A 14,967-nucleotide genomic window follows, 5' to 3' on the forward strand; every position below is an offset into this window, starting at 1 on the left:
TGCGCCGGGTGGCCCGGCGGCGTCACGGGAGGAGTAGGAGCTTGCCGCTGGTCACCCGGGACTCGATGGCGCGGTGGGCCCGGACGGCGTGTTCGAGGGGGTGGCGGCGGCTGGTGCGCGGTCGCAGGACGCCGCGCCAGGTCGAGGAGTTCGGCGCTGTGGCGCGGCAGCGCCTCGCGGGTGGGGATGCGGTCGCGGAGCCGGACCGTGGCGGATACGAGTCGGTTAATGCCCGTGCACAAGCTGGTTGCCCAGGGATGAGCGCGTCATGATGGGTCCATGACGTTGGCCTCGCGCGCGCTCGCGCAACTGGCGACCTGGCCGGACCTGAGACGGGCCGTGCCCAGCTGCGGCCGGGGACAGGCGGTGAGTTCGGCCGAGGGCGAGATCGCCCACTTCCACTCCGGCCGGGACGTCGACCTGCGGCTGACCGACCGGGCCGTCCGCCGGTTCGCCAAGGACCTCAGGGGCTCCGGTGTTGTCCGCATCGTGCCCGGCTCGCAGTGGGTGACCCTCCGCCTCGACGCCGCCAGTGACGTGGACCTGCTGCTGACGCTGGTGAGCGTGGCGCTCACGGCCCAGCAGAGCTGGCCCGACCCGGTCGAGCGTCCGCTCGTCGGCTGCAACGACCAGCGGGGCGCGGGGTTCGTGAGCGCCGACCACGGCCGTTTCTAACCGCGGCCCCCGCCCCGGTATGACGTGCGGGCGTCCACGGCGGGCTTGAGGACGTGCCGGCACCAGGTGCGGAAGTCCGTCGGCGTCGGCTCGGCGGTCGCCCAGTCCGCGTCGTAGATGCCGTGGTCCTGTGCGGCGAACGCCTCGGTCAGGTCCTTGACCGCCTGGTCGCCGGTGCCCTGGGAGCGGAGCAGCGAGGCGTAGTCGTCGATGCCCGTGCGGCGGTAGGCGACCGGACGCCCGAGTTCCTGGCTGATCACCTCGGCCATGCCGTCGGGGGTCAGCCGGTCGGGGCCGAACACGGGGAGGTTCTCCTGCCCGGTCCAGGACAGGTCGGTGAGGAGGCCGGCGGCGGTGCCGGCGATGTCCTCCGTCGCGATCGACGCCGGCGGCAGGTCACCCGCGCAGGTCAGGTAGAACGCGCCCCGCTCACGGATGGCGCCGAGCTGTCGCAGGAGGTTCTCCATGTAGAAGGGCATGGACAGCGCCCGGTAGGCCGCACCGGACGCGCTCGGTTCGGCGTCCATCGCGAAGGCCGCCGACAGGACGCCGGCCGGGGCCGGCCAGCCGTGCCCGGCGCTGGAGACCCCGACGACGTGACCGACCCCGTGGCGGGCGACGGCGGCGGCGCCCGCCCGGACGAACCGGAGGTAGTGCGCCTCGGCACTCGGCGCCCGACGGCCTGTGGGACGAGCCAGAACAGGGCCGGGACGCCGGGCAGTGCCTGGTCGAGCACGGCCGGATCGCCGTGGGAGCCGACGACGGTCTCGACCTGCTCGCGGACCGAGTCGTCCAGTCGCGAGACGTCCCGGACGGTGACCCATCAGGGTGCGGGCGGGTGCGAGGGGGCCGGCCGGGCCCGGCGCCCCGGGTGGAGCGGTCCGCCCTCACCGGCTGACGACGCCTGCTCCTCCCGCGCGATCCGCGGGCACCTGCGCACACACGGCATCCGGGCGGTCACCCCCGTCCCGGCGGCCAACGCGGCCACCGGCTCCGCCGGGGGAACCGCGGCGGCAGGCCGCCCGCCCCGACCGTGAGGCGTACAAGCAGCGTGACACCGTCGAACGCTGCACCAACGAGCTCGAACAATGGCGCGGCCCGGCCACCCGCCACGACGGGACCGCCACCGTCCACCTCGCCGGACCCCACCGGTTCGAGTACCCAGCACGCGTGTCACCGGCGTCCCGGGACAGCACGCCTAGCCCTTCTTGACCGCCCTCAGGACGACGAACTTCGGGTCGCTCGCCACCAGGTGACTGTTGCCGAACAGCCGCTTGAGCTTGACGTGGTAGCCCAGGTGACGGTTGCCCACCACCCACAGCTCGCCGCCCGGGCGCAGCGCGCGCCTCGCCCCGGTGAACATCCGCCACGCCGTCGCGTCGGTCGTCGCCTGGTGGGAGTGGAAGGGCGGGTTGTTCAGCACGAGGTCCACACTGCCGGGCGCCACCCCGGCCAGCCCGTCCCCGACCCGGAACTCGGCGTGTCCGGGCGCCCCGTTCGCCTTGTACGTCGCCTCCGCCGAGGCCACCGCCTGGAACGACTCGTCCACGAACAGCACCTCGGCCTCCGGATCGGCCAGCGCCACCGCCGTGCCCACCACGCCGTTGCCGCAGCCGAGGTCCACCACGCGCCCGGCGCCCGGCCCGGCCGGCAGGTGCCGCAGGAAGAACCGCGTACCGATGTCGAGCCGGTCCGCGCAGAACACCCCCGCGTGGTTGACGACCGTGTGCCCGGACACCGCGCCGACGCCGTCCGGGAGGGCGTAGCGGTACGGCCACGGGTTCGCGGGCCGCTCCAGCGACGGATCCGGGGTGCACAGGATCAGCCGGGCCTTCTGCCGGGCCGGCGAGGTGCGGGTGGTCCCGAGGACACGCTCGAACAACTGGAGCGTGGAGGTGTGGACCTCCTTCACCATCCCGGCGCCGACCACCACCGTGCCGGCGTGCACGGCCGGCGCCAGCCGCAGCAGTTGGTCCTCCAGCAGCGCCAGGCTCTTCGGCACCCGCACCAGCAGCACGTCCACCCGCCCGGGCGGCGGGTCCTGTGTGGTGAGCAGCGGCACGGAACCGCGTTCGGCCCCGGCCCGCGCCAGGTTCGCCCGGGTCGCCTCCTGGCTCAGGAAGGAGTCGGTGATCTGGACCGGCCGGTGCTTCGCGAGCGCCGTCACCAGCGCGCCCCAGCGGTCGCCGACCACCACGACCGTGCCCGACAGCGGCACCCGCTCCTCGGCCAGGTGCCGCAGCAGGTAGGCGTCGGCGGCATCCCAGGCGCGCAGCCGGTCGCGGGGGTCCTCGGGGAAGCGGGACAGTTCGAATTCGCCCCACGGCGTCGTCATGCGCTCGTTCATCGTGCGTCCAGGCTAACGGTCCCCGGCCACCGGCCCGTCCCGGCCGTCGCCTCCCGGCCGGGACCGAGCCGCAGCTCAGGGCGGTCGGCGGACCGCCCGGCGGGCGCCTCGGGCAGGATGGGAGCCATGGAGGCGGAACTGTTCCCGCGCGGGCGGGCACGACTCGCACCGGGCGCCGTGCACGTCCCGGACTGGCTGGACGCCGGCCGGCAGCGCGCGCTGCTCGCCGCCTGTCGGGAGTGGGCGCGGCCACCGGCCGGGCTGCGCACGGTCCGCACCCCGCAGGGCGGCACCATGTCCGTCCGGCAGGTCTGCCTCGGCCGGCACTGGTACCCGTACGGCTACGCCCGCACGGTCGTCGACGGCGACGGCGCCCCGGTGAAGCCCTTCCCTGCCTGGCTCGGCGAACTGGCCCGCGGCGCGGTGGCCGACGCGCTCGGCCCCGAGGCGGTCCCCGCGCAGCCGTACGACACCGCGCTGGTCAACTTCTACGACGGCGGCGCCCGGATGGGCATGCACCGTGACGCCGACGAGGCCTCGGACGCGCCGGTGGTCTCGCTGAGCCTCGGCGACACCTGCGTCTTCCGCTTCGGCAACACCGCGACCCGCGCCCGGCCCCACACGGACGTGGAGCTGCGCAGCGGCGACCTGTTCGTCTTCGGCGGGCCGTCCCGGCCCGCCTACCACGGGGTGCCGCGCGTGCACCCGGGCACGGCACCGCCGGCGCTGGGACTGACCGGGCGGCTGAACGTCACCCTGCGGGTGAGCGGGCTCTGACGCGTCGGCCCGCAGGCCGGTTCCGGCCGCTCACGGAGCAGGCCGCAACGCGTGCGGATCATGGGAGACTCGCCCTCATGAGCGGCAAGGCGGACCCCCGGTCGGCGGGGGAAGGGACCACCTCGAGGGCGCGGCTGGACCGGGGGCGCGGTGCGCTCGGACCCGCGCTGGAGCTGGTGCACACCGGGCGGGCACCGACCCGGGCCGTGCTCACCGCCGAACTCGGGGTCACCCGGGCGACGGCCGGGGCCGTGGCCGCCGAACTGGAGGCACTGGGACTGATCCGTGTGGACGCCCGCCCGGGCGCGGCGGCCGGTTCCCAGGGGCGTCCCTCGCACCGGCTGGGGGTCGCCGAGGACGGCCCGGTGGCGCTGGCCGCGCAGGTCCACGCCGACGGGTTCCGGGCCGCGCTGGTCGGTCTCGGTGGGCGGATCGTGGCGACCGCGCCGGGCAGCGGGACCGTCGACGCCGATCCGGCGAAGGTACTGGGTTCCGTCGTGGAGATGGGCGCCGAACTGTTGCGGACGACGGGCCGCCGCTGCGTGGGTGCCGGACTCGCCGTGCCGTCCGCCGTGGCCGAACCCGACGGCCGGGCCCTCAACCCCCTCCACCTGGCCTGGCCGGTGGGTGCCCCGGTCCGCCGGATCTTCGCCGAGTGCGTGCGCGCCGCCGGCCTGGCCGGCCCCGCCTTCGCGGGCAACGACGTCAACCTCGCCGCGCTCGCCGAGCACCGGCACGGCGCCGGCCGCGGGGCCCGGGACCTGTTGTGCGTGGCCACCGGGCACCGCGGTGTCGGCGGCGCGCTGGTCCTGGACGGCCGCCTGCACGCGGGCAGCTCGGGGCTGGCCCTGGAGGTCGGCCACCTCACCGTCAACCCCGAGGGCCGGCCCTGCCACTGCGGCAGCCGGGGCTGCCTGGACGTCGAGGCGGACCCGCTGGCCCTCCTGGTCGAGGCGGGCCGCGAGCCGGGCCCCGAGGTCTCCCTGCTCCAGCAGGCCAACGACCTGCTGCGCACCCAGTACGCCGACCCGGCCGTCCGCACGGCCGCCGAGACCCTGATCGACCGGCTCGGACTGGGTCTCGCCGGGCTGGTCAACATCCTCAATCCCGACCGCATCATCCTCGGCGGCCTGCACCGCACGCTCCTCGACGCCGATCCCGGGCGCCTGCGCGCGGTCGTCGCCGACCGCAGCCTGTGGGGCCAGAGCGGCGACGTCCCCGTCCTGCCGTGCACCCTGGACCACAACAGCCTGGTCGGCGCGGCGGAGCTGGCCTGGCAGCCGGTGCTGGACGACCCGCTGGGCGCGCTCCGGTGACCGCTTCGCGCGCGCCGCGGTCGGCCGTTCGCCGGCCGGCCCCCCAGGCGGCCCGTCCCCGCGGCGCGCACAACGGCCGCGTATCCGCAGGAAACCGGCGTCTGCCGGTCCTCCCGCACGACGGCGCCGAACGCCTTGCCGGAGGCGTCCGGGAGGTGACTCGCCGCCCGCGGTCCGCGTCCGCCACCGGACGGCGTACGGGCGACGGGTGCACCGCGGTCCGCCGCCCGTGCGCCGTCTCCCGGAGGCCACCGCCCGGTCAGCCGGGGACGGCCGACCGGGCGGGAGCGGGGGCCGCGGCGGAGGCGTGCGCCACCGCGGGGGCCGCGGCGGAGGCGGCCAGCGGAGCCGGCTGCACGTCGGTGACGATCCGGGGCGCGGGCTGCTGCCCGGCCGTGAGGCGTGGCGAGCGGGACGGGTGCGGGCGGGTCACGGACGGCGCGGGCAGCGTGAACCACACGACCTTGCCGTCGTCCCCGTCGGGACGCGCGCCCCAGCTCTCGCTCATCGCGGCCACCATCGCCAGACCCCGTCCGCAGGTGGCCAGGGGGGCGATGTCGGCCGCCCCGGGGAGGTCGGCCGGCACCGGGAGGCGCGGATCGCGGTCGCGCACGGAGACGGTGAGCCGGTCCAGGAGCAGCTCCAGCTCGACGGTGCACGACTTGTCGGGCCGCGCGTGCCGGTGGACGTTGCTCAGCAGCTCGGTGACACCGAGGGCGGCGCGGTCTATCAACGGGTCCAGGTGCCAGTAGCGCAACTGCGCAGATACGATTCTGCGGACCTGGCCGATCCGCGACGGCAGAGCTTGGAGCTCCACCGTGCAGTGCCTGCTTGGATGAGTGATCACAGCTGCGACTCCCCGATGCATGAGGTCCGGAGGAACCGGAGGAACACGGAGAACAACGGATCCAGCAGGGTGCTTGCGTCCAAACGTCCGCCTGCTGTCGTGGCCGGCGGGCTGGTTCGCAGCGTTATCGCCGGTAAACCCAGAGTGACGTGAGACCAGCGTGGCGCAGCGGGTGGGCTCCCGCAACTCGCCGCGCGCCGGTGCGGCTCAGTCACCCCGTCCGGCCGCCCGGCGCACCGCCTCGACGAACCGGCGTGCCGCGGGCGGCCCCGGCTCACCTGGAGCCGGATCGTGCTCGCCGAGGGTCAGCAGGTAGCGGTTGCCGTTGAGGTCGGCCAGGGCCCGGTCGTCCGGGACGAACCAGGGTTTGGAGGCGCGCACGGCCTGCACCGGCGCGCTGTCGATCTCACTGCCGTAGCTGGTGAGCAGCTCCAGTCGGCCGCCGCTGATCCGGACCTGCCCGGCCCGGGTGAGCGAGCGCAGCCGCCTGCCGATCCGCACGCCCGTGGCCGTGAACTCCGGCTCCGCCATCCCTCGCCGCCCCCTTGTTCGTCCGTTCGTTCCGGTTCCCGTGCACGCCCCGTCCGGGATGTTCGCCCCGTCCGGGACGTTCGCCCCGTGCGGTGCAGTCTGCCGCGATGCCGCGAGGAGCACCAGTACGCGCGGGGGGCGGAGGACCGGCGCGCGGAGTACTCGGGCCAACGTGGCCCCCGCACATCCCGCACGGCTGTGCCCCAGTGCGCCTTTGACTGCCCCAAAGATACGTTTATGCAGGTGGGAAGCGGTGCAATGGCTGCCTATGATCGAGGGGTCGACCGTGTGAGGCGCCGTCGGCACCCAGCAGAAGGAGAGCACCGCCGTGCGCACCACCCCGCAGAACCGGTCCGGCGCCACCCTCGACGTCGACCGCAGCGACGCCGCCCACCGGGACTGGCTGAAAGAAGCCGTCCGCAAGGTCCAGGCCGACGCCAACCGCTCGGCGGACACGCATCTGCTGCGCTTCCCGCTGCCCGAGAGCTGGGGCATCGACCTCTACCTCAAGGACGAGTCGACGCACCCCACCGGCAGCCTCAAGCACCGGCTCGCCCGCTCCCTGTTCCTCTACGGCCTGTGCAACGGCTGGATCCGGCCGGGCGCCCCGGTCATCGAGGCGTCCAGCGGCTCGACGGCCGTCTCCGAGGCCTACTTCGCCAAGCTGATCGGCGTCCCGTTCATCGCCGTCATGCCGCGCACGACCAGCGCCGAGAAGATCCGGCTGATCGAGTTCCACGGCGGCCGGTGCCATTTCGTGAACGACCCCCGCCGGATGTACGAGGAGTCCGCCCGCCTGGCGGCGGAGACCGGCGGCCATTACATGGACCAGTTCACCTACGCCGAGCGGGCCACCGACTGGCGCGGCAACAACAACATCGCCGAATCCATCTTCCGCCAGCTGGAACTGGAGCGGTTCCCGGAACCCGCGTGGATCGTCGCCACGGCCGGCACCGGCGGCACCTCGGCGACCCTCGCGCGCTATGTGCACTACATGCAGTACGACACCCGCATCTGCGTCGCCGACCCGGAGAACTCCTGTTTCTTCGAGGGCTGGACCACCGGTGATCCGGACGTCACCTGCGACTGCGGCTCCCGCATCGAGGGCATCGGCCGGCCCCGCATGGAACCGAGCTTCGTGCCCGGCGCGATCGACCGGATGATGAAGGTTCCGGACGCGGCCAGCGTGGCCGCCGTCCGCGCACTGGAGCGGGCCATCGGCCGCAGGGCGGGCGGCTCCACGGGAACCGGCCTGTGGAGCGCGCTGAAGATCGTCTCCGAGATGGTGGCCGCGGGCCGCACGGGCAGCGTCGTCACCCTGCTGTGCGACCCGGGCGACCGCTACCTCGACAAGTACTACTCGGACGCCTGGCTGGAGGAGCAGGCCCTGGACATCACCCCGTACGCCGCGGCCGTCGACTCCCTGCTGGCGACGGGCGTGTGGACCCACTGAGCCGTACGCCCGGTGACACGGCCCGCGCCGTGCCCGGACCGCCGGTCCGGTGATCACGACGCGGACCCGGCTGACACGGGGTCAGGCGTCCGTACCCGCCGTGCCCTCCTCCTCGTCGTCCGGTTCGTCTGGTTCGTCCGTTTCACCCGCCACCACCAGCCGCCGCAGGCGCTCGGAGACCTCCGCCCGCGCCTCGGCCGGCAGTCCCGCGTCGGTCACCAGGGTGTCCACCTGCTCCAGCGCGGCGAACGAGCTCAGACCCACGGTGCCCCACTTGGTGTGGTCGGCGACCACCACGACCCGCCGCGCCGACTGCACCAGCCGGCGGTTGGTCTCGGCCTCCGCGAGGTTCGGCGTGGACAGGCCGGCCTCGGCCGATATGCCGTGCACCCCGAGGAACAGCAGGTCGAAGTGGAGGGCGGCGATCGCCCGGTCGGCCACCGGGCCCACCAGCGAGTCGGACGGGGTGCGCACCCCGCCGGTCAGCACCACCGTGGCCGCGCCCTGGCGCTGACCGGTGGCGCGCTGCGCCGCGTGGAAGACGTCCGCGACCCGCACCGAGTTCGTCACCACGGTCAGGTCGGGCACCTCCAGCAGGTGCTGCGCGAGCGCGTACGTCGTCGTGCCACCGGACAGCGCGATCGCCGTGCCCGGCGTGACCAGCCGCGCGGCGGCGCGCGCGATGTCCTCCTTGGCGGACAGCTCCAGACCCGACTTGGCCTCGAAACCCGGCTCGTGGCTGCTGGCCTCCACCACGGGCACCGCCCCGCCGTGCACCTTCTCCAGGACCCCCTGGCGGGCGAGCGCGTCCAGGTCACGGCGCACCGTCATGTCCGACACCCCGAGCTTGCGGGTCAGTTCGTTGACCCGGACGCCGCCCCGGCGCCGGACCTCGTCCAGGATCAGGGCGCGGCGCTGCTCCGCGAGGAGGTTCTGATTCTCACTCACGTGCGCTCCGGTCCTTTCGCCGCCCGTCGTCCGACCCACCCGCCGCGCCCGCTCCGGCCTGGACGTGCCGGTCGGCCTCAGACGCGCGGGACTCCCATCCTTTCACGGGTCGGCACCGGCCGCGCCACCGCCTGTCACGACGCGTGCACGCCCTACGGACGCCTGCGGACACCACCATCCCCGGCCGTTTCCCGTCCGGATCGGGCGGATTCGGTGGCGGGAGGTGTGAGGAGCCCCGGAAACGGAGATCCTGATGCCCGCACGGACACAAGCCGTCGGGTGCGTCACGGGGGAAGTGCGAGAACAGTGGAACGTGCACGGGAACGCAGCACCGAACGGAAGCCGGACGGCCCCGGCACCCGGGCCGTCGGCGCGGAGAGCCGGATGGAACTCCTGGTGCACGGAGTCGGCGGCACCACTCCGGAGAAGATGCTCGGCGACCCGCGCACGGTCCGGATCACCGGTGACGGCACCGCCGCCGTCTTCCGGCGCGCCGGGGACGCCGGGGACGCCCCCTCCGGGGCACGGTCCCGGCGGGAACCCGTGCAGGAGGCCTACGTCTGGTGCAACCTGACCTCCGGCGACGGCACCCGCGCCCTGTGGCTGTTGCTGCTGCCCTTCATGGTCGTCAACCTCGCCCACTGGATGCGTCCCGCCGCCCGCGGCCGCAGACGCACCGTCCGGCTCTACGGCCTCCTCGTCCGCCTGACCGCCCTCACCCTGACCACGCTGCTGGTGGCCGCCGTCTGCGAGGTCGCCCTCGACCTGGTGGCCTGGCAGTGCGCGGGGGCGGCCGCCTGCGCGAGCCGCCATTCCTGGCTGTCCTTCCTCTCGCCCGCCGCGTCCGGCGGCGCCTGGTGGACCCCGCCCGGCCGCCGGCTCGCCCTCGCCGCCCTGGTGCCCACCGCGCTCACCGGCCTGCTCTGGTACCTCTCGCACCGCACCTGGAGCGCCTACGAGTCCCACCAGCCGATGTCCCGCGCGCCCGAGCCGGCGGACGAGGCCAGCGCCCTCGCCCGGCCCGGCTTCTGGTACGGGCGCCGCCTGGTGGCCCGGCTGCGCGCGGCGCACACCGCGGCCGGCCTGCTGACGGTCGCCGCCGCCGTCGCCCTGCCCGCGGTCCGTTTCGACCACCGGCCCGGCGGCCCGCCGGCCCTGGACCTCCTCGGCGACCTCCTCGCCGCGGCCCTGCTCGGCACGGCGGCCGTCGCGGTGGCGGTGGTCTGCCGCCGGGGCCGCAGCGAGAACCGCCTCGACCGGGGGATCGACCGCCGTCTCGTACGCGGCCTGCCGCTCGGCTCCCTGGCCCTGCTGCTGCTCACGCTGCTCTACGCCGGCTGGTCGAGGCCGGGCTGGCACTCCGCCGGACGCCTGCCCGGGGACCCGGCCTTCGGCGCCCTGATGCTCGCTCAGGGGCTGCTCGTGGTCGTCCTCGCCGTCGTCGCCCACGACCTGTACCGCCGCCGTCCCGACCCGCGCACGGCCATCCGCGGCCTCGGCGGCCCCGCCGTGGCACTGCTCGCCTGCGCGCTGGGCGGGGTGATGTCCGGCGGGATCGCGCAGCGCGTCGCCGACTGGCTGGACGGCACCCGCTCCGGCCTCGCCGGGCCGCCGGTCCTGCTGACCTGGCAGGCGTCCGTGCTGCCGGTGCTCCTCGCGGTGCTGCTCGCACTGGCCGCCTGGCTGGCCCGGGGCACCGCGCGGCTCGCCCGCGCCGAACGCGACCGGGTGCGCCGGGAGCACCCCGGCGAGCCCGAGGAACCGGCCCGCACCCGCGCCGTCGCGCACGCCCGGGCCATGGCCGCCCTCACCGACCGGGCCCCGCTGATCGTCGCCGTGCTGTGCGCCACCACCCTGGTGCTGGGCGCCGCCGCGCTGGCCGGCGCCCTGCTCACCGGGAAGACCCCCGACGGGGCGGCCCGGCCGGCGCACCACGTCGTCAGGGCGGCGGCCGAGGCCTCACAGGCGCTCGGCTCCTGGCTGGTCGGGCTCGGCTTCCTGCTCTTCGTCACCTGGGCCCGGCGCGCCTACAGGGACGCCTCCGCCCGGCGCACCATCGGCATCCTGTGGGACGTCGGCACCTTCTGGCCGCGCGCCGCCCACCCCTTCGCCCCGCCCTGCTACGCCGAGCGCGCCGTCCCCGACCTCACCTGGCGGATGGCCACCTGGACCCGGCGCACCGGGGGCCGCATGGTCCTGTCCGGCCACTCCCAGGGCAGCGTCCTGGCCGCGGCCGCCGCCTGGCAGCTGACCCCGGCCGTCCGCAAGCGGGTCGCCCTGCTCACCTACGGCTCGCCGCTGGAGCGCCTGTACGGCCGCTGGTTCCCCGCCCACTTCGGCCCGCCCGCACTGGCCGCCCTGCACCGCGACGTCGACTGCTGGCGCAACCTCCACCGCCTGACCGACCCCATCGGCGGCCCGGTCCGCGTACCGGACGACGAGGGCTGCCCGGACGTCGACCACCCGCCGCTGAAGGACCCCCTGAGCTACGGCCGCACCCCCGAACACCCGCTGCCCGCACCGATCCTCGGCCACTCCGACTACCAGGCCGACCCGGCCTTCGCCCGGGAACGCTCCGTCCTGCTGTCCCGGCTGCACCCGGACGTACCGGGACCGCGCCCGGACCCGCAGGCACCGCCGGCCTGACGCGGCCCGTGGCGCGCCCGGCGCTCAGGGCAGCTCCGGCAGGTCCTCCGCGTACAGCAGGGACAGGTCGTCGGTGCTGGGGTCGGCCAGCTGGGCGACCCGGCTCGCGTGCCGCTCCACCATCGCCTCGAACGTCTGGCGCGCGGTACGGCCGTTGCCGAACGCCGGGCCCTTCGGGAGCGCCGTGAAGTACTTCAGCAAGCCCTCGGCCGCGCCCGGCGCCAGCCGGTACTCGTGCTCGTCGGCCTGCTGCTCCACGATCCTCAGCAGTTCCTCCGGGCCGTAGTCGCCGAAGGTGATCGTCCGGGAGAAGCGCGAGGCCACACCCGGGTTCACCGACAGGAAGCGCTCCATCTCGGCCGTGTAGCCGGCGACGATGACCACCACCGCGTCCCGGTGGTCCTCCATCAGCTTCACCAGCGTGTCGATGGCCTCCTTGCCGAAGTCCCGTCCGGCGTCCTCCGGGGACAGCGCGTACGCCTCGTCGATGAACAGCACCCCGCCGCGCGCCCGTTCGAACGCCTCCTGGGTGCGGATCGCGGTCGAGCCGATGTGCTCGCCGACCAGGTCCACCCGGGACACCTCCACCAGGTGCCCCTTCTCCAGCACCCCGAGGGAGGCGAGGATCTCGCCGTACAGCCGGGCGACCGTCGTCTTGCCGGTGCCGGGGGAGCCGGTGAAGACCAGGTGCCGCTTCACCGAGGCCGCCTTCAGCCCCGCCCGCTGCCGGCGCCGGCCCACCTCGATCATGTCGGTCAGCGCCCGCACCTCGCGCTTGACGCTCTCCAGTCCGACCAGCGCGTCGAGTTCGCCGAGCACGTCCTTCGGCGTGCGGGCCGGCTGCTCCGGTCCGGGCGCCGGGACCAGCGGCACCGGGCCCGGGGTCCGCTGTCCGGGGAGCGAACCGAGCAGCCCTCCGGACGGCGGCACCGTCTGCACCGCCGCCTCGCGGGCCACCGGGGACCTCGGGCCGCCGCTCTCGTCGCTGGTGCAGTCCTCCACGACCGGTCCCGTCCCGGCCCCGCCGTCCGGCCCCGCGTCGGCGAACTCGTACCCCCCGCGCGCGCACCGCTCCGTACGGCACTTCCGCAGTGTCGTGCGGCAACCGTCGATCACGTGGAAGCCGTAGCCGCCGCTCCCGCTGACCCGGCAGTCCAGGAAGCTGCCCCGGCCCCCGGCGGACACGTAGAAGCCCGCCTCGGCGGGGGAGTCGACCGTGCACCGCTCGATGAGCGGGTCGGCGCCCTTGGTGACGATCACGCCGGTCTGGGTGCCGTCCAGGGTGCAGTTGTTGAGCGTTCCCCCGCTGCCGTGGTCGCGGAACCAGGCGCCGGTGGCCGCCTCCCGGATCCGGCAGTCGTCGAGCTGCGCGGTGGCGCCGTCGCTCACCGACACGGCGGTGTTGCGCACCTGCGACAGATCGCTGTCCACGACGTCGGCCCGCGAGCCGCGGTCCAGCACGAACAGCGCGTCCGGCACGTCGTGCACCCGGCAGGAGTCGAGCACCGCGGTGGCGCCGTCGCTCACCCACACCGCCGGGTAGTCACCGGTGCTGTCGAAGATCTCGCACTGGTTGGCGTCCACCCGCGTGCCCGGGTCCCACACCGACAGGCCGTTGCGCCCGAACTGACGGACCGTCGTCCGCGTCAGCGTGAGCACCGAGCGGGAGCGCAGGTCGACCGCGTTCTCCGGGATGTCGTGGATGCGGCAGTCGGCGAGCGTGAGGACCGCGTCCGTGTCCAGCGTGACCCCGTCGGCCGTGGTGCGGTGCACGTCGCAGTCCGTCAGGTGCGCGGTGCCCCGCTGCGTCACCTGCACCCCGGATCCCCGGACCTCGTACACCTCGCAACCGACCGCCTCCAGCGCGGAGTTCTCCCCCGTCGCGGTCAGCCCGGTGCCGGAGGCGTGGTGCACCCGGCAGCGCTCCAGCCGGGGGTGGGCGCCGCCGCGGACCGCCACGCCGGCCTGCCCGGCCGCGACGACCTCGCAGTCCTCGAAGACCCCGCCCGCCCCGTCGAGCACGGCGATGCCGATGCCGGCGGGGTTGTCGACGGAGCAGCGCCGCACGGTCGGGCGCGCCCCGCCCCGCACCTCGATGCCCGAGGCCGACCGGGTGACGATCCGCACGTCCGTCAGCTCGGGCGTGCCCTCCTCGACCAGCAGCGCGGGTGCCGCCGCGTCCTGCCCCTCCACGTGCAGGTCCTGCACCACGGCCGAGGCCCGCACGGTCAGCGGCACCCCGTCCGCGGGCGCGATCCGCACCGAGCCCGGAGCGCCCTCGGGGCCGCGCAGGGTCACCGCCCGCTGCACGACGAGGTTCTCCCGGTAGGTCCCCGGGGCGATGGTGAGGACGTCACCGTCGGCGGCGGCCTCCAGGGCGGCGGCGAGCGACGCGTACTCACCCGTGCGGCGCCGCCACCGCGATGTACCGGTGTGCGTCACCTGGACCGTGCCCTGTGCCATGGCGTTGCTGTGCCCCCACCTCGTCGTACTGCTGGCCTGTGCCGACGGCTCTTCCGGCGGCTCGTCCGCCATCGGGGCGCCACGGCCCCGGCGGCTCGCTCGCGCGGGTCGCCGGCGGGGCCGAAAGCGCTTCGGCCGGTCCACCGTAGCGTGCGCGCGGACGGTGGGTTGACCAGAGCCGGAAGGCCGTCAGCAGCCGGTGCCCGCCTTGCCCCAGTCCGGGCCCGCCCGGTCCCACGCCTGGTCCCAACGCGCGTACCTGCGGCGGACCATCCGCCACAGGACCAGACGCCGGACCCCGTCGACCAGTCCGGCGGCCGCCAGGGTGGCGCCGAGGCCGGCGAGCACCGCGTGCGTCGTCGCCGTCGGGGAGTTCAGGGGGCGGGTCGTTATTCGCCCGTGCGGATCGGTCCAGACCTTGAAGCGCTCACCCGGGCGGGGGTGCTTGGCGCGCGCCAGGACCGGTCCGCGCCGCCGCGTGCCGTCCGGTGCCGTCCAGTGGGCCAGGACCCGACTGCGGGCCTCGTGCGCGGTGCTGGTGTCCGGGTCGGTCTCCAGCGGAGCGCCGCCCAGTTCGCGCACCACGGTGGCCGTGACGAGATGGCGGGAGTGCCGCTGCTCCCGCACGGAGCGCTGCAGGGAGTCCTGGGCCGCCGTGCCGACCAGGACGCCGATCACGGGCGCGGCCACGGCGATCAGTACGAGGGCCACCAGGGCCGCCCACGCCTCGGCCACGTCCGTCGCGCGGCACAGCGGATTGCGCCGCCAGCGCCACAGGCCGCTGATCGCTCGCACCCGTCCCACCCCCTTCCGCTCCGCGACGACCCGGGCGGGGCCGCCCGCCCGGTCCGGGCCACCGGAGCGCGGCACCACGCCGACCGGGTCTCCCGGCAATTTCCCACTGTCCCAACGACCGGAACCCGCAGGGCGGTTCCCGGCCGCCGCGCCCGTCCGGGAGCCGGGC

Annotated in this window: 12 protein-coding genes and 1 pseudogene; 6 read left to right on the plus strand and 7 right to left on the minus strand. The window is 75.1% G+C overall.

Going from position 1 to position 14,967, the window contains the following annotated elements; all coding sequences use genetic code 11:
• Positions 1–279: 279 nt before the first annotated feature.
• On the plus strand, positions 280–675 hold the full coding sequence (locus tag QQY24_RS27605; RefSeq protein WP_301975417.1) for a luciferase family protein: 396 nt from the start codon (positions 280–282) through the stop codon (positions 673–675).
• On the opposite strand, the gene QQY24_RS27610 is transcribed toward QQY24_RS27605, so the two are convergent.
• The gene (locus QQY24_RS27610; protein WP_301975418.1) at positions 672–1,202 is read right to left on the minus strand and encodes a hypothetical protein; all 531 of its coding nucleotides are present in this window, start codon (positions 1,200–1,202) and stop codon (positions 672–674) included. The two genes, QQY24_RS27605 and QQY24_RS27610, sit on opposite strands and share 4 nt — an antisense overlap.
• Positions 1,203–1,568: 366 nt before the next feature.
• Here QQY24_RS27610 and QQY24_RS27615 point away from each other — a divergent pair.
• Positions 1,569–1,791: pseudogene (locus tag QQY24_RS27615) on the plus strand (IS5/IS1182 family transposase); the annotation flags it as partial.
• Between the two features lie 82 nt (positions 1,792–1,873).
• On the opposite strand, the gene QQY24_RS27620 reads toward QQY24_RS27615, so the two are convergent.
• A complete protein-coding gene (locus tag QQY24_RS27620; RefSeq protein WP_301976371.1) occupies positions 1,874–3,010 on the minus strand; it encodes a methyltransferase in 1,137 nt (378 codons plus the stop codon).
• A 138-nt stretch (positions 3,011–3,148) separates the two neighbouring features.
• On the opposite strand from QQY24_RS27620, the gene QQY24_RS27625 reads away from it, so the two are divergent.
• Together QQY24_RS27625 and QQY24_RS27630 are read left to right on the plus strand one after the other, a co-directional pair.
• Positions 3,149–3,799: an alpha-ketoglutarate-dependent dioxygenase AlkB gene (locus QQY24_RS27625; RefSeq protein ID WP_301975419.1), complete on the plus strand. Its 651-nt coding sequence runs from the start codon at positions 3,149–3,151 to the stop codon at positions 3,797–3,799.
• A gap of 77 nt (positions 3,800–3,876) precedes the next feature.
• A complete protein-coding gene (locus QQY24_RS27630; RefSeq protein WP_301975420.1) occupies positions 3,877–5,115 on the plus strand; it encodes an ROK family protein in 1,239 nt (412 codons plus the stop codon).
• A 259-nt stretch (positions 5,116–5,374) separates the two neighbouring features.
• Here QQY24_RS27630 and QQY24_RS27635 read toward each other — a convergent pair whose 3' ends face one another.
• Positions 5,375–5,962, minus strand: a complete 588-nt coding sequence (locus QQY24_RS27635; RefSeq protein WP_301975421.1) for an ATP-binding protein — start codon at positions 5,960–5,962, stop codon at positions 5,375–5,377.
• Between the two features lie 207 nt (positions 5,963–6,169).
• Positions 6,170–6,493: a hypothetical protein gene (locus tag QQY24_RS27640; protein WP_301975422.1), complete on the minus strand. Its 324-nt coding sequence runs from the start codon at positions 6,491–6,493 to the stop codon at positions 6,170–6,172.
• 328 nt (positions 6,494–6,821) lie between these two features.
• Between QQY24_RS27640 and QQY24_RS27645 the strand changes: the two genes are divergently transcribed.
• Positions 6,822–7,946: a PLP-dependent cysteine synthase family protein gene (locus tag QQY24_RS27645; RefSeq protein ID WP_301975423.1), complete on the plus strand. Its 1,125-nt coding sequence runs from the start codon at positions 6,822–6,824 to the stop codon at positions 7,944–7,946.
• An 81-nt stretch (positions 7,947–8,027) separates the two neighbouring features.
• Here QQY24_RS27645 and QQY24_RS27650 read toward each other — a convergent pair whose 3' ends face one another.
• Positions 8,028–8,894: a DeoR/GlpR family DNA-binding transcription regulator gene (locus QQY24_RS27650; RefSeq protein WP_301975424.1), complete on the minus strand. Its 867-nt coding sequence runs from the start codon at positions 8,892–8,894 to the stop codon at positions 8,028–8,030.
• A 306-nt stretch (positions 8,895–9,200) separates the two neighbouring features.
• Here QQY24_RS27650 and QQY24_RS27655 point away from each other — a divergent pair, with 306 nt between their 5' ends.
• A complete protein-coding gene (locus tag QQY24_RS27655; RefSeq protein WP_301975425.1) occupies positions 9,201–11,540 on the plus strand; it encodes a hypothetical protein in 2,340 nt (779 codons plus the stop codon).
• Between the two features lie 24 nt (positions 11,541–11,564).
• Here the strand turns inward: QQY24_RS27655 and QQY24_RS27660 are convergent, their stop codons facing one another.
• Positions 11,565–14,003 carry a right-handed parallel beta-helix repeat-containing protein gene (locus QQY24_RS27660; RefSeq protein ID WP_301975426.1) on the minus strand — a complete coding sequence of 813 codons (2,439 nt, stop codon included), beginning with the start codon at positions 14,001–14,003 and terminating at the stop codon, positions 11,565–11,567.
• Between the two features lie 189 nt (positions 14,004–14,192).
• Complete coding sequence (locus tag QQY24_RS27665; protein ID WP_301975427.1) at positions 14,193–14,798, minus strand: hypothetical protein; 606 nt, start codon at positions 14,796–14,798, stop codon at positions 14,193–14,195.
• Positions 14,799–14,967 lie beyond the last annotated feature (169 nt).

Origin of the sequence: Streptomyces sp. TG1A-8 (assembly GCF_030499535.1) — a bacterium.
Taxonomy (GTDB): Bacteria; Actinomycetota; Actinomycetes; order Streptomycetales; family Streptomycetaceae; genus Streptomyces.